General features: G+C 56.9%; 33 protein-coding genes and 1 pseudogene. All 34 read right to left on the bottom strand.

Features of this window, described 5'->3' with window-relative positions; genetic code table 11:
* Nucleotides 1-534, bottom strand: a complete 534-nt coding sequence (rplF, locus tag CP97_RS07140; RefSeq protein ID WP_048885371.1) for a 50S ribosomal protein L6 — start codon at nt 532-534, stop codon at nt 1-3.
* On the bottom strand, nt 534-929 hold the full coding sequence (rpsH, locus tag CP97_RS07135; protein WP_048885370.1) for a 30S ribosomal protein S8: 396 nt from the start codon (nt 927-929) through the stop codon (nt 534-536). The genes rplF and rpsH overlap by 1 nt, the downstream gene beginning before the upstream one ends.
* Before the next feature lie 11 nt (nt 930-940).
* Entirely contained in the window at nt 941-1,246 is a 306-nt protein-coding gene (gene rpsN, locus CP97_RS07130) for a 30S ribosomal protein S14 (RefSeq protein ID WP_048885369.1), read from the bottom strand.
* A gap of 24 nt (nt 1,247-1,270) precedes the next feature.
* Complete coding sequence (rplE, locus tag CP97_RS07125) at nt 1,271-1,855, bottom strand: 50S ribosomal protein L5 (protein ID WP_048885368.1); 585 nt, start codon at nt 1,853-1,855, stop codon at nt 1,271-1,273.
* Entirely contained in the window at nt 1,848-2,168 is a 321-nt protein-coding gene (gene rplX / locus CP97_RS07120) for a 50S ribosomal protein L24 (protein WP_048885367.1), read from the bottom strand. The genes rplE and rplX overlap by 8 nt, the downstream gene beginning before the upstream one ends.
* The gene (rplN, locus tag CP97_RS07115; protein ID WP_047093357.1) at nt 2,168-2,536 is read right to left on the bottom strand and encodes a 50S ribosomal protein L14; all 369 of its coding nucleotides are present in this window, start codon (nt 2,534-2,536) and stop codon (nt 2,168-2,170) included. The genes rplX and rplN overlap by 1 nt, the downstream gene beginning before the upstream one ends.
* A gap of 57 nt (nt 2,537-2,593) precedes the next feature.
* Nucleotides 2,594-2,893: a 30S ribosomal protein S17 gene (rpsQ, locus tag CP97_RS07110; protein ID WP_048885366.1), complete on the bottom strand. Its 300-nt coding sequence runs from the start codon at nt 2,891-2,893 to the stop codon at nt 2,594-2,596.
* A gap of 10 nt (nt 2,894-2,903) precedes the next feature.
* Nucleotides 2,904-3,116 carry a 50S ribosomal protein L29 gene (gene rpmC / locus CP97_RS07105; protein WP_048885365.1) on the bottom strand — a complete coding sequence of 71 codons (213 nt, stop codon included), beginning with the start codon at nt 3,114-3,116 and terminating at the stop codon, nt 2,904-2,906.
* Nucleotides 3,116-3,553, bottom strand: coding sequence for a 50S ribosomal protein L16 (rplP, locus tag CP97_RS07100; protein WP_048885364.1), 438 nt, complete (start codon nt 3,551-3,553; stop codon nt 3,116-3,118). The genes rpmC and rplP overlap by 1 nt, the downstream gene beginning before the upstream one ends.
* A gap of 14 nt (nt 3,554-3,567) precedes the next feature.
* Nucleotides 3,568-4,263 (bottom strand): 30S ribosomal protein S3, encoded by a 696-nt coding sequence (gene rpsC / locus CP97_RS07095; RefSeq protein WP_048885363.1) that lies wholly within the window; start codon nt 4,261-4,263, stop codon nt 3,568-3,570.
* Between the two features lies 1 nt (nt 4,264).
* A complete protein-coding gene (gene rplV, locus CP97_RS07090; protein ID WP_048885362.1) occupies nt 4,265-4,642 on the bottom strand; it encodes a 50S ribosomal protein L22 in 378 nt (125 codons plus the stop codon).
* Complete coding sequence (rpsS, locus tag CP97_RS07085; protein ID WP_048885361.1) at nt 4,642-4,917, bottom strand: 30S ribosomal protein S19; 276 nt, start codon at nt 4,915-4,917, stop codon at nt 4,642-4,644. Before rpsS ends, rplV begins: the two co-directional genes overlap by 1 nt.
* A gap of 6 nt (nt 4,918-4,923) precedes the next feature.
* Nucleotides 4,924-5,760, bottom strand: coding sequence for a 50S ribosomal protein L2 (rplB, locus tag CP97_RS07080; RefSeq protein WP_048885360.1), 837 nt, complete (start codon nt 5,758-5,760; stop codon nt 4,924-4,926).
* Nucleotides 5,761-5,782: 22 nt separating this feature from the next.
* Nucleotides 5,783-6,094 carry a 50S ribosomal protein L23 gene (locus CP97_RS07075; protein WP_048885359.1) on the bottom strand — a complete coding sequence of 104 codons (312 nt, stop codon included), beginning with the start codon at nt 6,092-6,094 and terminating at the stop codon, nt 5,783-5,785.
* Nucleotides 6,087-6,710, bottom strand: a complete 624-nt coding sequence (rplD, locus tag CP97_RS07070) for a 50S ribosomal protein L4 (RefSeq protein WP_048885358.1) — start codon at nt 6,708-6,710, stop codon at nt 6,087-6,089. The genes CP97_RS07075 and rplD overlap by 8 nt, the downstream gene beginning before the upstream one ends.
* Before the next feature lie 5 nt (nt 6,711-6,715).
* Entirely contained in the window at nt 6,716-7,594 is an 879-nt protein-coding gene (gene rplC / locus CP97_RS07065; protein ID WP_048886815.1) for a 50S ribosomal protein L3, read from the bottom strand.
* 273 nt (nt 7,595-7,867) lie between these two features.
* Complete coding sequence (gene rpsJ, locus CP97_RS07060) at nt 7,868-8,179, bottom strand: 30S ribosomal protein S10 (RefSeq protein ID WP_010234663.1); 312 nt, start codon at nt 8,177-8,179, stop codon at nt 7,868-7,870.
* 338 nt (nt 8,180-8,517) lie between these two features.
* On the bottom strand, nt 8,518-9,693 hold the full coding sequence (gene tuf / locus CP97_RS07050) for an elongation factor Tu (protein WP_048885356.1): 1,176 nt from the start codon (nt 9,691-9,693) through the stop codon (nt 8,518-8,520).
* Between the two features lie 95 nt (nt 9,694-9,788).
* Nucleotides 9,789-11,882, bottom strand: a complete 2,094-nt coding sequence (gene fusA, locus CP97_RS07045) for an elongation factor G (protein ID WP_048885355.1) — start codon at nt 11,880-11,882, stop codon at nt 9,789-9,791.
* Nucleotides 11,883-12,004: 122 nt separating this feature from the next.
* Nucleotides 12,005-12,475, bottom strand: coding sequence for a 30S ribosomal protein S7 (gene rpsG, locus CP97_RS07040; protein WP_048885354.1), 471 nt, complete (start codon nt 12,473-12,475; stop codon nt 12,005-12,007).
* Between the two features lie 133 nt (nt 12,476-12,608).
* Nucleotides 12,609-12,980, bottom strand: coding sequence for a 30S ribosomal protein S12 (gene rpsL, locus CP97_RS07035; protein WP_048885353.1), 372 nt, complete (start codon nt 12,978-12,980; stop codon nt 12,609-12,611).
* 489 nt (nt 12,981-13,469) lie between these two features.
* Nucleotides 13,470-13,805, bottom strand: coding sequence for a hypothetical protein (locus tag CP97_RS07030; protein WP_048885352.1), 336 nt, complete (start codon nt 13,803-13,805; stop codon nt 13,470-13,472).
* A gap of 41 nt (nt 13,806-13,846) precedes the next feature.
* Nucleotides 13,847-14,631: pseudogene (locus tag CP97_RS16140) on the bottom strand (IS5 family transposase).
* Between the two features lie 85 nt (nt 14,632-14,716).
* A complete protein-coding gene (locus CP97_RS07015; RefSeq protein ID WP_048884358.1) occupies nt 14,717-15,208 on the bottom strand; it encodes a hypothetical protein in 492 nt (163 codons plus the stop codon).
* Between the two features lie 40 nt (nt 15,209-15,248).
* Entirely contained in the window at nt 15,249-16,079 is an 831-nt protein-coding gene (locus tag CP97_RS16135; protein ID WP_149036434.1) for an RNA-directed DNA polymerase, read from the bottom strand.
* Between the two features lie 37 nt (nt 16,080-16,116).
* Nucleotides 16,117-17,288, bottom strand: a protein-coding gene (locus tag CP97_RS07010) for an IS3 family transposase (protein WP_149036385.1) whose coding sequence is annotated in 2 segments (ribosomal slippage) — nt 16,117-17,036 and nt 17,036-17,288 — 1,173 coding nt in all. Because the reading frame shifts where the segments join, the coding sequence is not laid out codon by codon here.
* A gap of 50 nt (nt 17,289-17,338) precedes the next feature.
* Complete coding sequence (locus CP97_RS16130) at nt 17,339-17,806, bottom strand: hypothetical protein (protein WP_149036433.1); 468 nt, start codon at nt 17,804-17,806, stop codon at nt 17,339-17,341.
* Between the two features lie 295 nt (nt 17,807-18,101).
* A complete protein-coding gene (locus tag CP97_RS07000) occupies nt 18,102-18,617 on the bottom strand; it encodes a MarR family winged helix-turn-helix transcriptional regulator (protein ID WP_048885351.1) in 516 nt (171 codons plus the stop codon).
* Nucleotides 18,614-18,970 carry a hypothetical protein gene (locus tag CP97_RS06995; RefSeq protein WP_149036432.1) on the bottom strand — a complete coding sequence of 119 codons (357 nt, stop codon included), beginning with the start codon at nt 18,968-18,970 and terminating at the stop codon, nt 18,614-18,616. Before CP97_RS06995 ends, CP97_RS07000 begins: the two co-directional genes overlap by 4 nt.
* Before the next feature lie 123 nt (nt 18,971-19,093).
* Nucleotides 19,094-19,435: a hypothetical protein gene (locus CP97_RS06990; RefSeq protein WP_053106578.1), complete on the bottom strand. Its 342-nt coding sequence runs from the start codon at nt 19,433-19,435 to the stop codon at nt 19,094-19,096.
* 58 nt (nt 19,436-19,493) lie between these two features.
* The gene (locus CP97_RS06985) at nt 19,494-20,036 is read right to left on the bottom strand and encodes a helix-turn-helix transcriptional regulator (RefSeq protein WP_227819710.1); all 543 of its coding nucleotides are present in this window, start codon (nt 20,034-20,036) and stop codon (nt 19,494-19,496) included.
* A 616-nt stretch (nt 20,037-20,652) separates the two neighbouring features.
* On the bottom strand, nt 20,653-21,891 hold the full coding sequence (locus CP97_RS06980) for a hypothetical protein (protein ID WP_048885348.1): 1,239 nt from the start codon (nt 21,889-21,891) through the stop codon (nt 20,653-20,655).
* A 166-nt stretch (nt 21,892-22,057) separates the two neighbouring features.
* Nucleotides 22,058-22,849 (bottom strand): LysR family transcriptional regulator, encoded by a 792-nt coding sequence (locus tag CP97_RS06975; RefSeq protein WP_048886813.1) that lies wholly within the window; start codon nt 22,847-22,849, stop codon nt 22,058-22,060.
* Between the two features lie 136 nt (nt 22,850-22,985).
* On the bottom strand, nt 22,986-23,387 hold the full coding sequence (apaG, locus tag CP97_RS06970; protein ID WP_149036529.1) for a Co2+/Mg2+ efflux protein ApaG: 402 nt from the start codon (nt 23,385-23,387) through the stop codon (nt 22,986-22,988).
* Nucleotides 23,388-23,455: the final 68 nt, after the last annotated feature.

Raw genomic sequence — 23,455 nt, 5'->3', positions numbered from 1 at the left:
TTACTTCTTCTTCCCTTCCTTGCGGAAGATGTACTCGCCGCGATACTTCACGCCCTTGCCCTTATAGGGCTCCGGCTTGCGCCATTCGCGGATCTCGGCAGCAAACTGCCCGACCTTCTGCTTGTCATTACCCGAAATCTCAATCGTCGTCTGGTCGGGCGTCTTGACATCAATACCCTCTGGAACGTCGAGATCGACATCGTGGCTGAAGCCAAGCTGAAGCTTAAGCTTCTTGCCTTGCGCTGATGCACGATAACCAACGCCGTTGATTTCCAGCACCTTGGTGAAACCTTCGGTAACACCGTTAACAAGATTTTGCACCAGCGTACGCTGCATGCCCCAGAATTGACGGGCCTGCTTGGTCTTGTTGACAGGATTGACCTGAATTTCGTCACCCTCGATGTTGTAATCGATCAGGTCAAACTTGTTCATGGAGAGCTCGCCCTTGGGGCCCTTCACGCTCAACACACCATTCTCTGACTTAACCGTCACCCCGGTGGGAATCACGACGGGCCTTTTACCAATGCGGCTCATCAGAATACCTCCGCAAGCACTTCACCGCCGACGTTTTCGGTGCGAGCTTCGTTATCCGAAAGCACGCCCTTGGGGGTCGAGACGATGGTGATGCCAAGACCGTTGCGGATCGTCGGGAGTTCTTGCGAACCCGAATAGACGCGGCGGCCAGGCTTGGAGACGCGGGCGAGATGCTTGATCGCAGGTTCGCCTTCGAAATATTTCAATTCGATCCGCAGTGCTGCATGCTTGCCGGAAGCGTCGTCGCTATAGCCACGGATGTAGCCTTCACGCTGGAGAACTTCGAGAACGTTTGCACGCAGCTTGGACGCTGGCGAAAGGACGGAGTCCTTCTTTGCCTGCTGTCCGTTGCGAATGCGGGTGAGCATATCACCCAAGGGATCGGTCATAGCCATTTATCAGATCCTCACCAGCTCGACTTGGTCACGCCCGGGATCAAGCCCTTGTTGGCCAGATCGCGGAGTTCGATGCGGCAAAGCCCGAACTTGCGGTAATAGCCGCGCGGGCGGCCGGTGGTGTTGCAACGATTGCGCACCCGGGTTGGGTTTGCATTACGCGGCAGTTCTGCCATCTTCAGGCGTGCAATCATGCGTTCGGAATCGTCCAGCGATTCATCATCCGCAATAGCCTTTAGCTTGGCATATTTGCCTGCATATTTCTTGACGAGAGCCTTACGCTTCTCGTTCTTGTTTATGGAACTCAGTTTCGCCATTGGACTTAAGCTCTCCTGCGCCGCTTACGCGGCAGCCTTTTCTTCTTCGGCCGATTCGTCAGCCGGGAACGGGAAACCGAACAGGCGCAGCAATTCGCGGGCCTCTTCGTCGGTTTTTGCGGTAGTGGTCACGATGATGTCCATGCCACGCACCTGCTCGATGCGATCGTAGCTGATCTCTGGGAAAATGATCTGCTCCTTGATGCCCATCGCATAATTGCCTTGGCCATCGAAGGACTTGGCATTGAGACCACGAAAATCTCGGATACGCGGCATCGCAATGGTCACCAGACGATCCATGAATTCAAACATGCGGTCACGGCGCAAGGTTACCTTGCAACCGATAGGCATGCCCTCACGCAGCTTGAACTGCGCGATCGACTTCTTGGCCTTGGTGATGACGGGCTTCTGCCCGGCAATCGCTTCCATTTCTTGCGCGGCCGTCTGGACTTTCTTCTTGTCCTGGCTTGCCTCGCCTACACCCATATTGAGCGTGATCTTGGATAGCGACGGGACCTGCAAGTGATTGGCATAACCGAACTTCTCGGTCATCGCCTTCACGATCTCATCCGAATACTTCTTCTTGAGGCGGGGGGTATAATCAGCCATCAATGGTCTCCCCGGATTTGACAGCAACACGCACCTTCTTGCCGCCTTTCTCTTCAAAACGAACGCGAGTGGGCTTGCCATCCTTGGGATCGGCAAGTGCGATCTTGCACAGCGCGATCGGAGCCGGAACGCGGTCAATACCGCCCTGCGGGTTTGCCTGGCTAGGCTTGCGGTGACGGGTCATCACATTAACGCCATCAACCAGGACCTTGCCATCCTTAGGCATGACCTGCTGGACAGTGCCAGTCTGGCCCTTGTCCTTGCCCGAAAGCACGACGACGTTGTCGCCCTTCTTGATCTTCGCAGCAGCCATCACAGCACCTCCGGAGCGAGCGAGATGATCTTCATGAAGCCCTTGCCGCGCAGTTCGCGGACAACCGGGCCAAAGATACGTGTGCCGATTGGCTCTTCGTTCTTGTTGACGAGCACTGCGGCATTACCGTCAAAACGGATCACACTGCCATCAGGGCGGCGAACATCCTTGCGGGTACGCACGATCACCGCACGGTGAACGTCACCCTTCTTGACCTTGGCACGCGGCTGGGCTTCCTTGACGGAAACCACGATCACGTCCCCAACACTCGCGGTACGACGCTTCGACCCGCCCAGCACCTTAATGCACTGGACGCGCTTGGCGCCGCTATTGTCCGCGACGTCGAGATTGGATTGCATCTGGATCATCGATCCGGTTCCTTCTCATTGGCTTGCCGGAACAAGTCCGGCAGTTCCTACGTCTGTTTACTCACCACCCGGGGTGGCTTCGGCGACTTCGAGATCAGCTTCGACAGCCGCTCCCTTGCTCGCCACGAGCCGATCGAGCACTTTCCAAGTCTTGGTCTTGGAGATCGGTTTGGTCTCTTCGATCCGAACGGTGTCGCCCACGGTATATTCATTGGATTCATCGTGCGCATGATAGTTTTTCGAACGACGGATAATCTTCCCGTAAAGCGCGTGCTTTACCTTGCGTTCGACCTTCACGGTCACGGTCTTGTCGGTCTTGTCGGAGGTGACAGTTCCGATGAGAATACGTTTCGGCATTGTCTGCTCCTTACGCCTCGGCGCCCGCGGCAGCAGCCGCGCGCTCGTTCTGCAGCGTCTTGATCTGCGCAATTTCGCGGCGCACCTGCTTGACACGGGCAGCACCCTCAAGCTGATTGGTCGCTGCCTGGAAACGCAGGTTGAACTGCTCTTTCTTAAGCATGACGAGCTGCTCTGCGAGCTGGTCGTCACTCTTCGTACGAAGGTCTTCGATCTTCGCCATTACTTGTCTCCGCCCAGATGCGAGGTATCGCCAAAGCGCGCGATAACCTTGGTCTTAATCGGCAGCTTCATCGCAGCTCGGCTGAAGGCTTCAGCAGCCAACGGACCGGGAACCCCGTCCAGTTCGAACAATACACGGCCCGGCTTTACGCGAGCAGCCCAGAATTCAATGGAACCCTTGCCTTTACCCTGACGCACTTCGGCAGGTTTTTTTGACACGGGCACGTCGGGAAATACGCGAATCCACAAACGTCCCTGACGCTTGATGTGGCGCGTAATCGCACGACGGGCAGCTTCGATCTGGCGCGCAGTTATACGCTCCGGCTCGAGAGCCTTCAGACCATAGGAGCCGAAATTCAAGACGGTGCCGCCCTTGGCCTTGCCATGGATCTTGCCTTTGAAGGCCTTGCGGTATTTGGTTTTCTTCGGTTGCAGCATGTTATCTACTCACCTCAACGCGCGGGCCGGACGCCGGACGTCTGCGATTCAAGCATCAGGCGGTCCTGCGAGGTCGGGTCGTGACCCAGAATCTCGCCTTTGAAGACCCAAACCTTGATGCCGATGATACCATAGGCGGTCAGCGCCTCGGCTTCGGCATAATCGATATTGGCGCGCAGCGTGTGAAGCGGCACACGGCCTTCACGATATTGCTCGACCCGTGCGATCTCGGCACCGCCAAGACGCCCGCCACACATAATCTTGATGCCTTCAGCACCAAGACGCATAGCCGACTGCATGGCGCGCTTCATCGCCCGCCGAAACGCCACACGGCGGATAAGCTGGTCAGCGATACCCTGCGCAACGAGCTTCGCATCGATCTCCGGCTTGCGGATTTCCACAATGTTCAGCTTCACTTCGCTGTCCGTCATGGACGACAGCTTAGTGCGAAGCTTTTCGATGTCAGCGCCCTTCTTGCCGATGATGACACCGGGGCGCGCCGCATAGATGGAAATACGGCAAAGCTTGGCCGGACGCTCAATCACCACCTTCGAGATCGCCGCTTGCGGCAGGCTCGACACGATGTGCTTGCGGATCAGGATGTCTTCCTTGAGCAGCTTGGCATATTCGCCGCCTTCGGCGTACCAACGACTGTCCCAAGTGCGGTTGATCTGCAGGCGCAGACCGATCGGATTGCTTTTATGACCCATCTTACGCCTCTTCCTGCTCGCGAACGACAATCCGCAGCCGGCTGAACGGCTTGAGGATGCGCGTGGACTTGCCACGGCCGCGCGTCGCGAACCGCTTCATGGTGACAGACTTGCCGACACTCGCTTCGGCGACGACCAATGCGTCAACGTCGAGGTCGTGGTTGTTTTCCGCATTGGCAATGGCGCTGGCCAGAACCTTGCTGGCATCGCGTGCCATGGCCCGCTTGGAGAAGGAGAGGATGTTCAAAGCCTCTTCTGCCTTTTTGCCGCGGATCAGTGCAGCCACGAGGTTGAGCTTCTGCGCCGAACCACGGATCGTGGTGCCGACAGCCATGGCCTCGTTTTCGCCGACACGGCGGAGAGACTTACCCTTGCCCATTATCGCTTACCCTTCTTGTCGGCAGCATGACCCGGGAAGCTCCGCGTGGGCGCGAACTCGCCAAGCTTATGCCCGACCATTTCCTCGTTAACCGAGACGGGAATGAATTTCTGACCATTGTAGACGCTGAACGTCAGACCGACGAAATCCGGAAGGATCGTCGAACGACGTGACCAGGTCTTGATCGGCTTCGTGTTGTTGGCTTCCTGCGCGTCCTGCGCCTTCTTCAGAAGGTGCAGATCGACAAACGGACCTTTCCAGACGGAACGTGCCATCGTGTCTTACCTCTTCTTCTTCGAGTGACGCGAACGGATGATCATTTTGTCCGTCTGCTTGTTCTTACGGGTACGGGCGCCCTTGGTTGGCTTGCCCCACGGAGTAACCGGATGACGGCCACCGCTGGTGCGGCCTTCACCACCACCATGCGGGTGATCGACAGGGTTCTTCGCAACACCGCGGGTAAGCGGCTTGCGGCCCATGTGACGACGACGACCGGCCTTGCCCAGGTTCTGGTTCTGGTTATCCGGGTTTGATACCGCACCAACCGTACCCATGCAATCGGCGCGCAGGTAACGCTGTTCGCCGCTGTTCAAACGCACGATCACCATACCGCGGTCACGACCGACCAGCTGCACATAGGTGCCTGCCGAACGAGCGATCTGGCCACCCTTGCCCGGCTTCATCTCTACGTTGTGGATGATGGTGCCGACGGGGATTTGACCCAGCAACATAGCGTTGCCCGGCTTGGTGTCGACCTTCTCGCCGGCAACAATCTTGTCGCCAGGGGCAAGACGGTTGGGAGCGATGATGTAGGACAGCTGGCCGTCCTCATATTTCACCAGCGCGATGAAAGCGGTGCGGTTGGGATCATATTCGATCCGCTCCACGGTTGCTTCCATATCCCACTTGCGACGCTTGAAGTCGATGAAGCGGTACTTCTGCTTGTTACCGCCGCCGATACCGCGCGAAGTGACATGGCCTTTGTTGTTACGGCCACCGCTTTTGGTCTTGCCCCTGGTCAGCGACTTGACCGGACCACCTTTATGGAGGCCGGTCTTGTCGACCAGGACGAGGCCGCGGCGTGCCGGGCTAGTCGGTTTGTAGTTCTTGAGTGCCATCGTTCTTTTCCTGTCCCTGGCCTCAGATCTGGCTCGTGAAGTCGATCGAGTCCTGGCCCTCAGCCAGCCTCACGATCGCCTTCTTGAAGTCTGAACGCTTGTAGGGCTTGCCCTTCCAACGCTTGGACTTGCCCTTGACCACGATCGTATTCACGCCAACGACCTTGGTGTCGTACAGCGCTTCGACCGCTTCCTTGATCTGCGGCTTGGTCGCATCGTTGGCGACCTTGAACACGATGGCGTTATTCTCACCAGCCATCGTCGATTTCTCGGTGATGTGCGGCGCGAGGATAACGTCATAGTGACGCGCGTCGATTCCTTGCTTCTTAGCCATTGAACCGCGCCTCCAGCTTTTCGACAGCGTCCTTGGTCAGGACCAGCGTGTCGTGGTTGAGGATGTCATAAACATTGGCGCCAACAGCCGGCATCACATTGACACCGGGCAGATTGCCCGCCGCCTTTGCAAAGCCATCAGCCACTGCTTCACCGTCGATCACCAGAACCTTGCCGTTCCAGCCATTCTTGTCGAACTGGCCCTTGAGCGCCTTGGTCTTGGCATCTTTCAGATCGAGACTGTCGACGACGATAAGGCCGTCTTTCGCCTTGCTGCTCAAAGCCATCTTCAGGCCGAGAGCTCGGATCTTCTTGTTGAGCGACTGCTCGAAGTCGCGCTTGCGCGCACCGTGAGCCTTACCACCACCGATGAAGATGGGAGCGCCGCGGTCGCCGTGGCGTGCGCCGCCGGAACCCTTTTGCTTGCCCCATTTCTTGCCGGTGCGGTTGACGTCCGAACGCTCACGCGTCGGACGCGCAGTAGCGCGGCGGTTTTCGAGCTGCCATGTGACAACGCGGTGCAGGATGTCGGCACGCGGCTCGATACCGAATACGGCATCATTGAGCTCTACGTCGCCAGCAGCCTTGCCGTCGATTTTCTGGACCTTCACCTTCATGGCGATCAGCCTTCCTCGTTCTTGGCGTTATCATCGCCACCGGCAGTGCCATTGTCGGCTCCGTTATCGGCAGCGGTATCAGCGCCAGCTTCCTGCTCCACTGCCAGCTTTTCCTGCTGCTCGGGAGATACTTCGGGGTTCACCGCGTGCTCTGCCGCACTCTCGACGAGACCGGGCGTTGCATCTTCGGTAGCGGTCTCGCCCGCGTTGCGACGCATCGCACCGGGGAATGGAACCGCTTCGGGAAGCGCGAACTTGACGGCATCCTTGACGAGAAGCCAGCCATTCTTGTGACCGGGAACAGAGCCCTTCACGAAGATCAGGCCACGCTCTGAATCGGTGCGCACGACTTCCAGGTTCTGCTGAGTGCGCTGACGATCGCCCATGTGGCCGGCCATCTTCTTGTTCTTGAAAACCTTACCCGGATCCTGGCGGTTACCCGTCGAACCGTGCGAACGGTGAGAGATGGAAACGCCGTGCGTCGCGCGCAGACCGCCGAAACCCCAACGCTTCATAGCGCCGGCAAAGCCCTTACCAACGGTGTGACCCGTGATATCGACCTTCTGGCCAGCAATGAAATGGTCCGCCGTGATCGTCGCGCCGACAGGAAGGAGGCCCTCCTCGTTCTCGACACGGAATTCGGCGACCTTCTGCTTGAGGCCGACTTCAGCCTTGGCGAAAGCTTCGCGCTGCGGCTTGTTGACATTCTTGTGCTTGGCATCGCCGGCACCAAGCTGGACGGACCAATATCCATCACGCTCTTCGGTACGATTAGCGGTTACCTGACAACCCTCCAACGACAGGACGGTGACCGGCACATGGCGGCCATCCTCCTGGAAGAGGCGGGTCATCCCGACTTTTTTCGCGATCACGCCAGTGCGCATGACCATGCTCCTTAAACAGAGGCACAAGAGGACCATCCCCAGGTGCTTGCCAGCCCGAATTGTCGACACGTCGCCCCGTCCGGGCTGAGTTACCTTCACGACCTGAATGGCCGATCTGGCGAGACGGGGGACGCAGCCCGACCTGTAATTCCCGAAAGGGAGAGGCCGGCGGTATCCCTATGTCTTGCCGGTCTTGTAAACCGGCGGGGCCATATGGAGCCCCGAAACTGGCGGCAGGTTTAAGGTCCGTGCCGATGGACCGTCAGATCGAAATCAAGCCAGCTTGATTTCGACATTCACGCCCGCAGCAAGATCGAGCTTCATCAGCGCATCGACCGTCTGGGCGTTGGGCTGCACGATGTCGAGCAACCGCTTGTAAGTGCGCACCTCGAACTGCTCGCGCGACTTTTTGTCGATATGCGGGCCGCGGTTCACGGTGAACTTCTCAATGCGCGTCGGGAGAGGAATGGGACCACGAATAAGCGCGCCAGTGCGGCGTGCGGTGTCCGCGATCTCGCCAGTTGCCTGGTCGAGCACGCGGTGATCGAAGGCCTTGAGGCGAATACGGATATTCTGTGCGTCCATGTTTCCAACTACCGATGCGAAAGAGCCAAGCGAGCCGTTTCCAACCCGCAAAAAAGAAAAGGCCCGCTCCGTTGATGTCCGGTTTCCCGGAACGGGCGGCCTTCCCGAAATTCATTACGCCAGAGACGAATCCCCGGCCGTTGGCGGGCCTATACGGGTTGCTGACTTGGCTGACAACCCTGAAATCGGACATTTTGCCGATAACTGTGTCGGCAACCTTGTGACGGACCTTCGACCCGCCACGCCCGAATAAACATGCCTTCATAAAAAGAGCCCGACACTCACATGAGTGCCGGGCCACTTTTAAGCTCTGGCAGCGCCTGAGGCGCCACGCAGAATTACTTGGTGATCTTCGAAACCACGCCCGAACCGACGGTGCGACCGCCTTCACGGATGGCAAAGCGCAGGCCTTCGTCCATGGCAATCGGAGCAATCAGCTTCACGCCAATCGAAACATTGTCGCCAGGCATAACCATCTCGGTGCCTTCGGGAAGTACAACTTCGCCGGTCACGTCGGTGGTGCGGAAGTAGAACTGCGGACGGTAGTTGGCGAAGAACGGCGTGTGACGGCCACCTTCGTCCTTCGACAGCACGTAGACCTCGGCATCGAAATCGGTGTGCGGAGTAACCGTACCCGGCTTTGCGAGAACCTGGCCACGCTCCACGTCATCACGTGCAACGCCACGGATCAGGGCACCGACATTGTCGCCAGCTTCGCCGCGATCAAGCAGCTTGCGGAACATTTCGACGCCGGTCACGGTCGTCTTGCTGGTGTCCTTGATGCCGACGATTTCAACTTCGTCGCCAACATTCACAACGCCTGTTTCGATACGGCCGGTAACAACAGTACCACGACCCGAGATCGAGAACACGTCTTCGATCGGCATCAGGAATGCCTGATCGACCGGACGATCGGGCTGCGGGATGTGCTCGTCGACAGCAGCCATCAGCTCGAGGATGGACTTTTCGCCGATTTCTTCATCGCGGCCTTCAAGGGCAGCCAGAGCCGAACCCTTGATGATCGGAATGTTGTCACCGTCGAAATCATAGCTCGACAGCAGTTCGCGGACTTCCAGTTCGACGAGCTCGAGGATTTCCTCGTCATCGACCTGGTCGACCTTGTTCATGTACACGACCAGCGCCGGAACACCGACCTGACGAGCGAGCAGGATGTGCTCGCGGGTCTGCGGCATGGGGCCATCGGCAGCGTTCACAACCAGGATAGCGCCGTCCATCTGCGCCGCACCGGTGATCATGTTCTTCACATAGTCGGCATGACCCGGGCAATCGACGTGCGCATAGTGGCGGTTGTCGGTTTCGTATTCGACGTGAGCGGTTGAAATCGTGATGCCGCGCTCGCGCTCTTCAGGAGCCTTGTCGATGTTTGCGAAATCGACAGCACTGCCGAGCACCTTGGTGATAGCCGCAGTCAACGTAGTCTTGCCGTGGTCAACGTGACCAATGGTGCCGATGTTGCAGTGCGGCTTGTTCCGCTCAAATTTTTCCTTCGCCATTTTCTCAATAACCTCTGTTTGTCAGAATTAAATTTCATCGGGAGAGGAAGCGGCACCCGTTGAATAAGGCGCCGCCCCTAAACACTTGCTTTGGCTTAGGCAAGCTTCTCCTTGACCTCTTGCGCGACATTTGCAGGCACCTCGTCATAATGACTGAACTGCATCGTATATTGCGCACGGCCCTGCGTGAACGAGCGCAGCTCATTCACATAGCCGAACATGTTGGCAAGCGGCACATGAGCATCAACGGCCATGGCATTGCCACGGGTGTCCTGGCCCTGAACCTGCCCACGACGGCTCATCAGATCGCCGATCACATCGCCGAGATAATCCTCAGGAGTGACAACCTCGACCTTCATGACCGGCTCCAGCAGCTTGATGCCAGCCCGTTCCGCCGCTTCACGCATGGCACCACGGCCACAGATTTCAAAAGCCACAGTGCTGGAATCGACGTCATGCGAGGCGCCGTCCACCAGTCGGATGGTGAAATCGATGATCGGGAAGCCGACGAGATAGCCGCTCTCGGCCTGCTCGCGCATGCCTTTTTCCACCGCTGGGATAAACTCGCGGGGGATATTGCCGCCCTTGACTTCGTCTTCGAAGATCACACCCTGGCCACGTTCACCCGGACCGACGATTACCTTGGCGCGACCGAACTGGCCGGAACCACCCGACTGCTTCTTATGAGTGTAATCGACTTCGACTTCACGGCCGAGCGATTCGCGATATGCAACCTGCGGCGCGCCGACATTGGCCTCGACCTTGAACTCACGCTTCATGCGATCGACAAGAATGTCGAGGTGCAATTCGCCCATGCCCTTGATGATCGTCTGACCCGATTCGTGATCGGTGGTGACCCGGAATGAAGGGTCCTCGGCAGCCAGACGATTGAGCGCAACGCCCATCTTTTCCTGATCAGCCTTGGTCTTGGGTTCCACCGAAAGTTCGATCACGGGATCGGGGAACTCCATCCGCTCCAGAATGATCGGGTGAGCCGGATCACACAGCGTGTCACCGGTGGTCGTATCCTTCATTCCTGCAATAGCGACGATATCGCCGGCAAATGCTTCTTCGATGTCCTCGCGATTATTGGAGTGCATCAGAAGCATGCGGCCAATCTTTTCCTTCTTGTCCTTCACCGAGTTCAGGACCTGGCCCTTGCTGAGCTTGCCCGAATAAATGCGCGTGAAGGTAAGCGAGCCGACGAACGGATCGTTCATGATTTTGAAGGCGAGAGCCGAGAAAGGCTCGTCATCTGAGCTGGGACGCTTTGCCGTTTCGTCGGAATCGGGGATGATACCTTCGATGGCGGCCACATCCAGCGGCGATGGCATGTAATCAACCACCGCGTCGAGAAGGGGCTGGACGCCCTTGTTCTTGAACGCGGAACCACACAGCACGGGCACAAATGATTGCGCCATGGTGCCCATGCGGATCAGCCGCTTGATCGTGGCCACTTCAGGTTCCTGACCTTCGAGATAGGCTTCCATCACGTCATCGTCTTGTTCAACGACGGTTTCGATCAGCTTTTCGCGATACTCAGCGGCCCGGTCGGCGAGATCAGCAGGGATATCGACATAGTTGAACGTCGCACCCAACCCGTCGTTTTCCCAAACGATGCCGCGATTGTTGACGAGATCGACAACACCCTTGAGATCGCTTTCCATGCCGATCGGCAGATAAAGCACCAGCGGCTTCGCGCCGAGACGGTCGATGATCGACTGAACGCAGTAATAGAAATCAGCGCCCGTACGATCCAGCTTGTTGATGAAGCACATGCGGGGGACTTTATACTTGTCCGCCTGGCGCCACACGGTTTCGGACTGCGGCTCTACACCTGCAACCCCGTCAAACACGGCGACCGCGCCATCGAGTACGCGCAGGCTGCGTTCGACTTCGATGGTGAAGTCGACGTGGCCGGGAGTGTCGATGATGTTGATGCGGTGCTTGGGACCTTCGCCATCTTCGGCCGACCAGAATGTGGTCGTCGCTGCCGAGGTGATGGTGATGCCGCGTTCCTGCTCCTGCTCCATCCAGTCCATCGTCGCCGCGCCATCATGCACTTCGCCGATCTTGTAGGATTTGCCGGTGTAATAAAGGATACGCTCGGTCGTGGTTGTCTTGCCGGCATCGATGTGGGCCATGATGCCGATATTGCGATAACGCTCCAGCGGGTACTCGCGGGCCATGTTAATTCCTTACGGGCTTGCCTTGAGGGGTGTGAGAGGCACGAAAACTCGCGCCCCATATAGTGTGCAATCTGGCCGCTTGAAGACCCGGACCACCTTGGCCCGGGCCGCTTCAAGCGATACTACCAGCGATAGTGGCTGAACGCGCGGTTCGCATCGGCCATACGGTGAGCATCTTCACGCTTCTTCACCGCGTTGCCGCGATTGTTCGCCGCATCCATCAGCTCGCCCGAAAGGCGTGCGCTCATGGTGGTTTCGGCACGGCCACGCGCAGCCGAGATCAACCAGCGGATCGCCAGCGCCTGGGCACGTTCGGGGCGAACTTCCACAGGCACCTGATAAGTCGCACCACCAACACGGCGGCTGCGCACTTCGACCTGCGGCTTCACATTGTTCAACGCTTCGTGGAAAAGCTGGACCGGATCGGTCTTGGCCTTGGCTTCCACGGTTTCGAACGCGGAATAGACGATGCCTTCAGCAACAGCCTTTTTCCCGTCGAGCATGAGGTTGTTCATGAATTTCGACAAAACCTGATCACCAAACTTGGGATCGGGCAGGATTTCCCGCTTATCGGGACGACGACGACGTGACATTTTTCAAAACTCCTTCGGAGTGTGGGCGGCGCCCGCCTTGCAGCGGAACTGTTGCCGAGGAGCCGGTAAAGACCCGCACCCAACAAAACTCATCCTCGCCACCGGCACATGCGCCAGCGGCAAGCCTAAAACCTTACTTCGGACGCTTGGCACCGTATTTTGAACGGCTCTGGCGGCGATCCTTCACACCCTGCGTATCGAGCACGCCGCGCAGCACATGATAGCGCACGCCGGGAAGGTCGCGGACCTTGCCGCCGCGGATCAGCACCACGGAGTGTTCCTGCAGATTGTGGCCCTCGCCCGGAATATAGGCGATGACTTCGCGCTGGTTGGTCAGGCGAACCTTCGCAACCTTGCGCAGCGCCGAGTTCGGCTTTTTCGGAGTCGTCGTATAGACGCGCGTGCAAACACCGCGCTTTTGCGGGTTGGCTTCCATCGCAGGCACTTTGCTCTTGGCCTTGACGGGCTTGCGCGGGTTACGCACCAGCTGGTTGATAGTCGGCATTCGTTTCTCTTCACCTAATTGTCTGGGGCGACGACATTGTCACCCCAGCGCACCCATTCGGGCGCAAAACCGGTTCCCACTTTTGCTGAAAGGAGCGCGGGTGCCCAAAGGCGGACCACATTCCGATAGCGAGGCGAAAACCAGGCCTCTTGGCGCCGTAGCTGCGTGGATTGTTTAAAAAGACCGTGCGAAACTTCGTCCGATCAATCCGGCCTGCCGGAGGACATTACCCCCAACCCGCCGGACGCGGATGCTGCACGAGCCTGAAAACACTCCACCCGAACCAGTGGCACCGGGTTACTTTGGCGGCTGCCCCGGCGGTATCGCTACCACCTCAATAGAAAAGAGCCCCTCGCCTGTAAGTGAGGAGCCCCGGGACATGACCGGCAATGTTCAGCTCTATCTGACCATGACTGGCGCGAGGCTAGCCTTGGATGGGGGCGCACTTAGTTGGATTTGGTGTGGTGGTCAAGGGTGGTGACGGCCCCTCTAAAACGCGTAATCATCATCATCATCATCATCTTTGGCGAGCCAGCCGTCGTTTTCATTTTTATCAGAATCATAGCCGTATCGAGTGTGACTTATGGCGTCCGCATCATGTTTTCTTACCGCCTCAATGTGAGCGTCAAAGTCGATGAACCGCAGCCCCTTGTCTGCAAGGTGTGAAAATTCCTCAGCGAAAGCACCTTTGAACTTAGCGTTCGAGTAGCCACAACTTCTTGCCACCAAGCCTTCGAGCCATCGATCACCATCCGTTGCGATCTTGTCTCCAAATTTTAAGGGTAGAGACTGTATCCTACCATCTTGTTTCGCTACTATCAACATAGCGTTTGAATAAACACCTGAATAATCGCAAACGAACTTAACTAGGCTTCGTGGACAAAGGGTATCCAGAGTTTGACTGAAGCAAGCGCAACGAAGCCGAGGTAGGATTCCTTGGTCTTGTCGTATCGGGTTGCGATCCTTCGCCAGTTCTTGAGCTTGTTGAACAGCCGCTCGATCTGATTGCGCCACCTGTATTTCGCACGATCGTGCGGGGCGGGATTGCGCCGGTTGGTTTTGGCCGGGATGACAGCTTCGACGCCTGCCGCCTCGATCTCATCGCGGATCGCATCGGCATCGTAGCCCCGGTCTGCCAGGAAAGCCTCGATCCGGTCGGTTATCAAGCGGAACAGCGGAGCAAAGCCCTGCACATCGTGCGCCTGTCCGGGTGTCAGCACGAAGCCGAGCGGTAGCCCTCTGGCGTCGCATCTTGCGTGGAGCTTGGTGGAAAAGCCGCCTCGCGATCGGCCAAGCGCCTCTCTTTGCTGAGTCCCCTTTTTATGCCGACTGCACAATGATGTGCCCGGACAACCGTGCTGTCGATCATGTCGGCGGAAGTGTCCCGGCCCGCCAGCTCGGCCAGTGTCTCGAGCATGGCATCAAACACTCCGGTCGCAACCCATCGTCGATAGCGTCTGAACACGCTGTTCCACTTGCCATACTCGTCGGGAAGATGCCGCCACTGAGCCCCGGTCCGCGCGATCCACATCATGCCCTCGAAGTAGGGCCGGTTATGCTGCGCCGGGCGACAGCCACGACCGCGTTCCGGCGGCAGCAGCGGCTCGATTAATTCCCACTCTTCATCCGTAACGCCAATCCGTTCGCCCAAGACTGCCTCCAAAAGATAGTCTTGAATCAGCGGATGAGTTACGCGTCAAGGATTGCTCTTCGTTCCTGCCGCTCGACAGCGACGTCTACATCTCCGTGTTCGATATTGTCGTCTGGATATCTTGCGGTTTCGGAATGTCGGAACCCGGGGTCTTATAAACGGTCAACTCGCCGTTTTCCCAAAGGCCGACCTCGACAGCCTTGGCTGACGGATCGACGAGCAGATAGAATGCGTCGCTACCCCCCTCATTATCCTTGTTGCCCGACGTGAAGAAAACTTCGCCATCGCGTTGCAAGGGGGCGGCTGTGTCGCTGTTCTGCATCAGCACGTTCAGCTTGTCTCCCAGAAGGTTCCTGAGTTGCGGCGCTATCGGGCTTTCGTCGTAAAATTTGCTATCCACGGGATGTTGACCGACATATTCGCTGAGTGATGACCAATCGCCATTGCTCTCGCCCGCAGCCGGTGCCGACCGATTCTGAGCTTGTTCCGCGCCATTTGAAGATGCCGTTTGATCGGTTGACTGCCCGCATGCTGCCAGCGCCGCCGAAAAAGCTATCAGCAAATATGCTCCACGCACTCGATTGTCTCCACAGAAATTAATTGTTCAATTCCCTCACTTACCAACAGATGGCTGGTATGCAACCTTTGTCCACGAAACCTAGATCTTCGTGGAATACTGAGCGCAACGAGACGAGCAGCCAAAGGCTCCAAAGCATTTCATGGTCGTGACCAAAGGCGCCAGCCTTACGAATTAGCTCATTTGCAACCTCGCACCAACCTTCGGTGTCGAGTTTTCGACCTGTTGCAAATCGCTTCACGACGAGCAAGAACACGTAGTCGATGCAGTGAGCATGATGAAAGCAAATGCGCTGGAGGTATGGCTCTAGTGAGCCCCACTCTGTATCCCGATCATAAACACTTGCCTCGTCTACACCTCTTAAGAAGATTTTTACCGGACTATCGGTGCCTAAGTTTCCGGCTAATTCCGTTGATTCATTTAGAACTTGAACCAGTCGATCGCGGTTGTTTGTGTATTTACTTAATTGAGCAACTTTTCTTCTTAAATCCTGAGCCCAAATTTCATTGAGCGGCACCAAACCACTAACAATTTTTGTCTTTGAATCGTTAAGTTGAAAGTGATATTCTGACAGTACGCTTCGCAGTGCGGACAAAACCACTTGAGCGTCAGATTCTGTCCGGACACCTAAGAAAAAATCATCAACATGGCGAGCACCGCCGACGATTTTATTTCCGGCCGATTCGACAAGCTTGCGATCAATTTCGCTACCGATGAATTCGGCTATAATACGAAAAGCATCAGATCCTACTTCGACACCCCTCGTTTCGGCAGACTGACAACGCTGAACAAAATAGTCTAAATTATTGAAGGGGTTTTCTTTTGAATCTGGTGCTTGGTCTGCCTTCGAAGCTTCTTTACCGTGGGCCACCCAAGTGACGTGACCCCCAGCTTTCCCCCAGCTGGGATTAGAGCCGGGCGGTTGTTTTGCGCATCAGCGCGGTTGAAGCAATGGGCTGCGTAGCGGAGCCCGTAGGGCGTAGCGAAGCAGGCCATTGCTTATCCAGTTCAGCGGCGAACGCCGCCGGTGTTGCGTAACCGAGAGACGAGTGTGGTCGCTCCCGATTGTAGTCTTCGACCCAGGCCGCGATCTCGACACGGGCATGGGCCATACTCAAGAACAGCGTCTCGTTGAGCAGTTCGTCCCGCATCCGGCCATTGAAGCTCTCGACATAGCCATTCTGCATCGGCCTTCCGGGCGCGATGTAATGCCACTCCACGCCGACCTCGCCGCACCATGCCAGCACAGCGTTGCTGGTGAGCTCGGTGCCATTGTCGCTGACGATCATGCCTGGCTTGCCGCGCTGTTCGATCAGTGCGGTCAGCTCGCGAACGACACGGCGACCAGAGATCGAGGTGTCCGGCACCGCTGCCAGGCACTCCCGGGTCACGTCATCGACCACGTTGAGCACCCGGAACCGTCTTCCCGAAGCCATCTGGTCGTGAACAAAGTCCAGGCTCCAGCGCTGGTTCGGCAGCGCCAGAACCGGAGCAGGTGCCCTTGTGCCAACAGCACGCCTGCGGCTACGTCGTCGCCTGACCGCCAAGCCTTCCTCACGGTAGAGCCTCTGGGTCTTCTTGCGGTTGATCATGATCCCCTCCCGGCGCAGCAGGATATGCAGACGGCGATAGCCGAACCGGCGACGCTGGTTGGCCAGCTCGCGCAGCTTCTCACGCAGATCGACGTCATCGTCCCGGGTGGAACGGTAACGCACGCTCTTGCGATCAGCATCGATGACACGGCACGCCCGCCGCTCGCTCATCCCATGGCACGCCTGGAGATGAGCAACAGCTTCCCGCTGCGCGGCGGGCGTCAAAACTTTTTTGCCAGAAGATCCTTCAACGCCGCCTTGTCCAGCATCGCATCGGCCAGCAAACGCTTCAGCTTCGCGTTCTCGCTCTCCAGCTCCTTCAGCCGCCGGGCATCGGACACTTCCATCCCGCCATACTTCGACTTCCAGTTGTAGATCGTCGCTTCAGATACACCGTGCCGACGGGCAAGGTCAGCGGTCTTGGCTCCCGCCTCCGCTTCCTTCAGCACGCCAATGATCTGCTCTTCTGAAAACCTCGTTCTCTTCATCTCGTCCGTCCTTCTGTCAGGGCCGGACTCTAATCCAACTTGGAGGAAAATCAGGGGGTCACGTCACAAGGAATTGAATGAGTGTATATACTTGGAAAAAACTGAGAAATATCAGCTTTGACGATGATTGGACTGAAACTCAGTTTCTCGGATGCTTCAGTTGTAAGATTTGAAAGCGACGGAATTATAATCGGTCGATCAGCAGATTCCCCAGCAGGCTTCGGCTTGCTTACTATTAGCGGTGATGCTGAAATTCGTTCGTCGATAAAATCCCAGTTTTCACCGACAAACTCACAAACGTGAAAAAATTGAGCAGGATTGGGCGCGGCAAACGTCCTCCTAGAACCATCATGCTTGGTGCCGCTAAACTTAATGAGAGACGATGAGCGTTTAAAAAACTTCCTCTCGCGTAATTTTGGGACGAACCCACGGAAAGCGCGCTTCAGGTCAGTCGCATCAAAACACGGTGGCAATGTCTCGGGGAAAAGCCCCTGTCCAAGTAAACGGTACTTTTCCATTTAAATGCGAATACCCTAATCTCTGGACAAAGAACACTGTGTCCAATTTGCGTGCTTCATTCGGTAATTTCATCGACTTCGAACGAAATTCGCAGCTAAGCAACCTTGTAGTGAAACCTCCATCGCTTATGTATGTGGATCTAAAGCCCTTCCGATTTAGATAATCTTTTTTCCACCCCCTCCTCCTAATCTCCGCCCGTCAGCATGAGACGCGCCCAAGTATTTGCTTGGCCTCAAACACAACCGCTCGCATCCGCTCTTGGCTTCACCCAAGCGGCTTGCAAGCGGCACAATCTTAAAGTCGTTCCAGATACCGCCCTATTGCGATCACCCCGGCATCCGTCAGTTCGACAAAGACGAGCCGTTTATCCGTTTCGGCGGGCGTTCTTTTTAAAAGCCCTTCGTTTTCCATCAAGCCCACATATCGCAAGGCTGTTGTCGGCGGACAACCAGATGCAATGCAAAGACTTGTAGTGGAAACCTTTGCTCCGCCTGCATATTGCATAAAGAGTTCCAGAAGCATGTCCCACGCCGGTTCACCCAGCAGGGATGACGGCAGGCTTTTGTTCCGCAAGCGTCGCCGTTCGTAAGTCTGCCGAGCCTTCTCTGCCAAGTTCAAGGCATTCTTTTCAATCTTGCTCAGTTCATTAGGCCATCGAAAGATCGACTTGATCTCCGGTCCTTGCCAGTCCTGATCGATACAATCTGCCAATCGCAAGAGACTCTCGGCCAGATTGCGGATTTGGTCCGGACTGAGATCCGAGGCGGCGTTGTTCAAATAGGATTGCTTGATAGCAACTTGGGAATTCATGAAAATCCTCTGCCCCCAGCCATTCTGGGGGACCAGCTATTGTAATTCCCGATGCGCGAGACGCGCCGACGGTGCGCCCAAAGGCCACCTGCGAGAATGGAAAGTTGCAGCAGGATCGGCATCTGCGTCATCGCCCAATATGCCTCGTTCCAGCCGTCCCTGTGAAACAAGGCTGCCAGATTGCCGACAATCGCAAGCAATTGCGCCGCCGCTAGACCAAGGGGATAGTTGCGGTTCGCCCGGAGTGCGATGATCAACAAGGCTGCGAACTGAACGAGGTCGATGCTCAGGCGGCTGATATCGAAATGTTCGAATGACCTATGGCCAATCGTTGCCTGAATGATCAGGTCCAAAACGATACCACCTACGATAATCACCGAAGCCCAACGCTCAGGGTGGCCGCCTTGAATCGCAGAAAAGAGTGCGATCGTAACGGCCACCGTTGCCACGACTATAACGTAATCCGGCAAACCGAATTATCCGGCGAGCTTCATCGAAGCCGGTGCACTTTCACCTGTTGCCATAGGCTTGCCTTCGGGGGGGCATTCTTCAAAACCGAGCACGTCCTGCTGCACGCTGAGGAGGTTTGAATGCACGCGGGCAAGATCACCGCCTGCAGAAACGAGGGTCTGGTGCGACTTGCTGAGACGCATCAATGCTTCCTGCCCGGTGAAGGGTGCAGCGCCTGTATCCTTACGTGCCTGAACCATGGCGGAAAGCAGGCTGCTCTGGCGAAGCAGTGCGTCATCCAGAGCCTTTTCGGCTTCGCGCAGTTCACGCACAATCCGCATTTGCGCAACGTTGTAAGACATAGTCATAATCGTTCTCCTGTGGGCCTTTCGGCCGATGAAATCACCAGGAGTCCTGTTCGGGCGCTTAACTCAGCAAATCGGACAATTGCGCGAAGATGGCAAAACCGACAAGCACGACAATCAAGAAAATCAGTGTGATCCCTACGATCGCCGCAACGCGCCAGAAATAACCAAGGTTGCCCTCGAAAGACTCCGGGACAACGCGGTAGTCCACGACCGGGAGATTCCTGCCAGAGCGATTGGTCGCATCTGGATGTTTATCCCGGTCTTCGACATTCGCGTCGTTCCCTGACCCTTCATCTCGGGTTTCGTCAGATTTTCCGACCTGCGAAGATTGGTATACTGATCCTTCGGATATGGATTGATCGGATAAATCGGAGGTCGCGTTCTGATATTCGGCGGCAAGCTCATTGCGCGATCGGGCATTCATTTTGCGGCGCGCAGCAGCGATACGCTGGTCGACAGTATAGGGAGAAATCCCGAGAATGCGGGCGATTTCCTTCGAAGTCTTGTGCTGCACGAGAAGGTTCAGCACCTCGCGCTGCTTATCCGTCAACCCATCCAGCCGTCGACGCAAGCCGTCCAGTTCCATGGTCCTGTTTATCAAAGTGCATGCCCCAGTGCGATCACATCGAGCGATCGCAATCCCTGATTTTGTAACATTCACCCTTGAGCGAATGCCATTGAAAGTCAGTGATCCTATCGAGTTCCGAGCGATCTTACGATAAGTAGACATGCGTGAATGGTGTTGAATGCGTTAATATCAACCGATTTCGGTAGAGATATATCGTTGGGCTGGCGCCAAAATCTTTCATCCGCTGAACGGGAGAAACATCGGAAATCGAGTGATTTCGCGTCTTCTGGAAGGTCGTGTGTCAGCTCCGAGAGGCAAATATCGAATATTATCCATACCGGACCGCAAGCCACTTACTACGTCACCGCGCCTGTTCAGCTTCGCCAGCGCAAGTTTATCGTACATTTGGGCCGCCGCCGGAATCGTCAAGCAGGCGGCGCGGCACATGGGGGTCGCTCTAAGCGCGCTACAAGCTACGTAAGACCCGGGCGCAATGGTTTTCGCGCCGCTCGGAAGGCAGCGGGGGGTTGCGAGATGGACCTAGAGAAGCGGGGATAGACGCGCAGGTCTGACCGCAAAGCTGACGACATAGGGGGCGAAAGGTTTCCCTCCCGCCCCGTACATGGCCGTTAAGCGAAGTTTGCAGCAATCAGTTGGAAGGAACCGACATGGCCGGGGTTGGAGGTATTTCCATCCCCTGTTCCCATCCCTGGGCGCGGGCTTCCATGCCCTGTGAGATCTTCACCACATATTGCCCCATGGAGCCGCTATAGCCCTTCACCCTGATGCGCAGCATATCGAGCATGTCCGGGTATGAGGCCAGCAGGCCAAGGTTTACCGGCAGCATCGCGTCGCGATCACCGGCCCCGTCATCATCGCTATCTGCCACTGCGAAGCCCAGCGGCGTCTCGAAGCCTAGTTCAATATAGGAATCGAGATCGCCGCCGAAATCGGGATCATCGCCCTCAACCGCGCTCATGCGGATGGTGACTTCGCCATTGCCCGCCATGATCGCGGCCTTCGCCTGCTCGCTAAGTTGATAATCGATGGAGGACGGCAGCAGCGAGTTTTCCAGCCATTCAGATGCAAGCTCGCCCGACGCCTCGTCATCGAGGCCGATCACCTGGAGCGGCAATTGTGCGCTGTGGGTGCGCTGCTCGCGGATGCGCAACGTGTAATCACCCTCGGTCTCGCCATAGGCTGACGCAAGGATCGTATAGGTCCCGCCACTTTCGAAAGTATGGACAAGCAGCGAATTGAGCATTTCACCGCCATCATCATTGTAGGCGATACTTCCGCCCTCGGCGTCCTTAAGTTCGAGATAGGGATCAAGGTCTCCCTCGGCCAGCAGGGCCACTTCCAGAGTGTCGCCGGGTTGTGCGGTAAAGATGAACTCATGCGGCTCGCCTATGATCGTGCCGATTTCGCGCGCGCCATACCCCACTACGCGGGTGACGGGCGCGGTATAGGCGCTGGTGGTCAGACGCAGGTCGAATGTACCGCCATAAGCTTCTCCGGCTTCGACCCAGGTCGAATCATAGCTGTCGACCGAGATCATGATACGGCGGCCGTTTTCGCCACGGATTCGCACACGCGAATTCAGATCGCCGCCGCCATCGTCATCCTCTGCGATTACCTCACCCGTCGCGGCATCGGTGACGGTGACAATGGGATCGAGATCGGAAGTGGTCATTACATCAATCTGCATGATCGAGCTGGCAGGCACGGTCACTTCAAACGTGGCCGCAGCGCCATCGACGTTGCCCTGGAACGCACGCACGTCGCCGGACTGCGAATCGAGATTGACCGCCTGTGCCGTTGCCCCTGCCGGAACTATCAGGGCTGCCGCCCCTGCCAGAAGTGCAGTCTTTTGAAATCCGAATCGCATGAAATTCCCCTAATGAAACAAAGTAGCCTGACCCTATCGACGGCAGACGCGCCTTTCTAGCCGATCCAGGTTAATCCTCCCTAACTCCGCCATTCTTCCTTCAGCGGACCCACAACCATCAAGTCACGACAGAAGAAACGGTCCCCATGCAGAACCGGCGTCTGCGTCATTGAGCAGAGAGAAAATCAACCAGGGCCTTGACCTTCTTTTGCCGCCATTGCGGACGTGGTGCGAGCAGCCAATAGGCCCGGCGGCATTGCTGCGGATCGCCCAAGGCCTCCAGCCGCCCGTCTGCCAGCGCTTCGGCCACCAGCGGAAGCGGCAGCCATGCGCGCCCCAGGCCCGCCAGAGCAGAGCTGAGCGCCTGTCCAGAATTGCCCACATGAAGGCCAATGTCAGTGCCATCATCTGGTTCATGCGTAGGCCAGCTTATCCAGCTTTCCGGCGCACCCTTCGCCGAGACGGCAATGCGTTGCCCGTCTTCAAGTTGCAGCCCTTCCATTTCACCCGGCCCTTCGACCAGACGCACTACGAGATCGAGATTGGTCTCAGTGAAATCGGCGGCTTCGTCTGCGGCGAGCTGGAATCTGATGTCCGGATATTCGGCACGGAAACGCGCCAGCCTTGGCGCAAGCCACTGGGCGTAAAATTCGCGCGGTGCGGCAATGGCGTAATTGGAGCTTGCCTGTCCCGCCTGCATAGCCTGCACGCTTTCTTCAAAATGCAGAAAACCCGCGCGCAGCGAATCAAGGCCTGCGCCAGCCTCGTCTGTCAGTTCCAGTCCCCTTGACGTGCGGCGGAACAGGACCACGCCGAGCACATCTTCAAGTGCGCGGATTTGCTGGCCCACCGCAGCTGGCGTCACCGCCAGCTCATCCGCAGCCCGAGTAAAGCTCAGATGGCGGGCGGCAGCATCGAAGACGCGCAAGGCGTTGAGAGGCAGGTGAGTTCGTTTCATCGGGATATCCTGAAGCCAGCCAATATGGATCAACAGGCCGTGCGGCAAGTCGCTTGATTACAACCTACCCAAAGGCGCGCCGCCATGCTGGCACACGCAGGCTTTCAGTAATAAGCAATAAAGGCCGGGTTTACGTCTAAACGGAGAAATCTGCCGGAGCAGCCAGCGGGAAATGGGGTATCGCCACTTCGAAGAGTGTCCCATCGGCATGGGCGAAACCGTAATGCCCCTCCATCGCGCCGAGATTGGTCGTCAATTCGCAGCCCGACACGTAATCATGCGTCTGCCCCGGCTCTAGCAACGGGCTTTCCCCGACTACACCTTCACCATCGACGATATTCACCATCCCATTGGAATCCGTGATGCGCCAGTGCCGCGTTTTCAACTGCACACGTTCATCGCGGCCATTTTCGATACGGATATGATAGACCCAGAACCACCGGCCAGCACCCACACGTGATTGTTCGGGCATGAAATTGACTGATACGCGAATGGTCACGCCTTCGGTAATCGCAACATGCTGAAACAGCGAATGGATGGCATTGGTGGACATGGGTGCAAGATTAGCGCGAATTGCCGAGGCTACAAGGGCCGTTTGTCCGGTAT

It is taken from the genome of Aurantiacibacter atlanticus, from assembly GCF_001077815.2.
Lineage (GTDB): Bacteria > Pseudomonadota > Alphaproteobacteria > Sphingomonadales > Sphingomonadaceae > Alteraurantiacibacter > Alteraurantiacibacter atlanticus.
This window is presented reverse-complemented; position numbering and strand designations above follow the sequence as displayed.

What these genes read in the sequence shown, in the direction of transcription:
- CP97_RS16130 (WP_149036433.1), bottom strand. Translation starts at nt 17,806, where the DNA reads ATGGAAAAGTACCGTTTACTTGGACAGGGGCTTTTCCCCGAGACATTG.
- rplN (WP_047093357.1), bottom strand. Translation starts at nt 2,536, where the DNA reads ATGATCCAGATGCAATCCAATCTCGACGTCGCGGACAATAGCGGCGCC.
- rplV (WP_048885362.1), bottom strand. Translation starts at nt 4,642, where the DNA reads ATGGGCAAGGGTAAGTCTCTCCGCCGTGTCGGCGAAAACGAGGCCATG.
- rpsN (WP_048885369.1), bottom strand. Translation starts at nt 1,246, where the DNA reads ATGGCGAAACTGAGTTCCATAAACAAGAACGAGAAGCGTAAGGCTCTC.
- rpsH (WP_048885370.1), bottom strand. Translation starts at nt 929, where the DNA reads ATGGCTATGACCGATCCCTTGGGTGATATGCTCACCCGCATTCGCAAC.
- rplP (WP_048885364.1), bottom strand. Translation starts at nt 3,553, where the DNA reads ATGCTGCAACCGAAGAAAACCAAATACCGCAAGGCCTTCAAAGGCAAG.
- CP97_RS06990 (WP_053106578.1), bottom strand. Translation starts at nt 19,435, where the DNA reads ATGACTATGTCTTACAACGTTGCGCAAATGCGGATTGTGCGTGAACTG.
- rpsC (WP_048885363.1), bottom strand. Translation starts at nt 4,263, where the DNA reads ATGGGTCATAAAAGCAATCCGATCGGTCTGCGCCTGCAGATCAACCGC.
- CP97_RS07000 (WP_048885351.1), bottom strand. Translation starts at nt 18,617, where the DNA reads ATGAATTCCCAAGTTGCTATCAAGCAATCCTATTTGAACAACGCCGCC.
- CP97_RS07075 (WP_048885359.1), bottom strand. Translation starts at nt 6,094, where the DNA reads ATGGCTAAGAAGCAAGGAATCGACGCGCGTCACTATGACGTTATCCTC.
- rpsL (WP_048885353.1), bottom strand. Translation starts at nt 12,980, where the DNA reads ATGCCGACTATCAACCAGCTGGTGCGTAACCCGCGCAAGCCCGTCAAG.
- rpsQ (WP_048885366.1), bottom strand. Translation starts at nt 2,893, where the DNA reads ATGCCGAAACGTATTCTCATCGGAACTGTCACCTCCGACAAGACCGAC.
- rplE (WP_048885368.1), bottom strand. Translation starts at nt 1,855, where the DNA reads ATGGCTGATTATACCCCCCGCCTCAAGAAGAAGTATTCGGATGAGATC.
- rplD (WP_048885358.1), bottom strand. Translation starts at nt 6,710, where the DNA reads ATGAAGGTGAAGGTCCAGAAAATCGACGGCAAGGCTGCTGGCGACGTA.
- rpmC (WP_048885365.1), bottom strand. Translation starts at nt 3,116, where the DNA reads ATGGCGAAGATCGAAGACCTTCGTACGAAGAGTGACGACCAGCTCGCA.
- rpsS (WP_048885361.1), bottom strand. Translation starts at nt 4,917, where the DNA reads ATGGCACGTTCCGTCTGGAAAGGTCCGTTTGTCGATCTGCACCTTCTG.
- rpsG (WP_048885354.1), bottom strand. Translation starts at nt 12,475, where the DNA reads ATGTCACGTCGTCGTCGTCCCGATAAGCGGGAAATCCTGCCCGATCCC.
- CP97_RS06980 (WP_048885348.1), bottom strand. Translation starts at nt 21,891, where the DNA reads ATGCGATTCGGATTTCAAAAGACTGCACTTCTGGCAGGGGCGGCAGCC.
- rplC (WP_048886815.1), bottom strand. Translation starts at nt 7,594, where the DNA reads ATGCGCACTGGCGTGATCGCGAAAAAAGTCGGGATGACCCGCCTCTTC.
- fusA (WP_048885355.1), bottom strand. Translation starts at nt 11,882, where the DNA reads ATGGCCCGCGAGTACCCGCTGGAGCGTTATCGCAATATCGGCATCATG.
- rplX (WP_048885367.1), bottom strand. Translation starts at nt 2,168, where the DNA reads ATGGCTGCTGCGAAGATCAAGAAGGGCGACAACGTCGTCGTGCTTTCG.
- CP97_RS07030 (WP_048885352.1), bottom strand. Translation starts at nt 13,805, where the DNA reads ATGTTGATAGTAGCGAAACAAGATGGTAGGATACAGTCTCTACCCTTA.
- rpsJ (WP_010234663.1), bottom strand. Translation starts at nt 8,179, where the DNA reads ATGGACGCACAGAATATCCGTATTCGCCTCAAGGCCTTCGATCACCGC.
- rplB (WP_048885360.1), bottom strand. Translation starts at nt 5,760, where the DNA reads ATGGCACTCAAGAACTACAAACCGACTAGCCCGGCACGCCGCGGCCTC.
- tuf (WP_048885356.1), bottom strand. Translation starts at nt 9,693, where the DNA reads ATGGCGAAGGAAAAATTTGAGCGGAACAAGCCGCACTGCAACATCGGC.
- rplF (WP_048885371.1), bottom strand. Translation starts at nt 534, where the DNA reads ATGAGCCGCATTGGTAAAAGGCCCGTCGTGATTCCCACCGGGGTGACG.
- CP97_RS06975 (WP_048886813.1), bottom strand. Translation starts at nt 22,849, where the DNA reads ATGAAACGAACTCACCTGCCTCTCAACGCCTTGCGCGTCTTCGATGCT.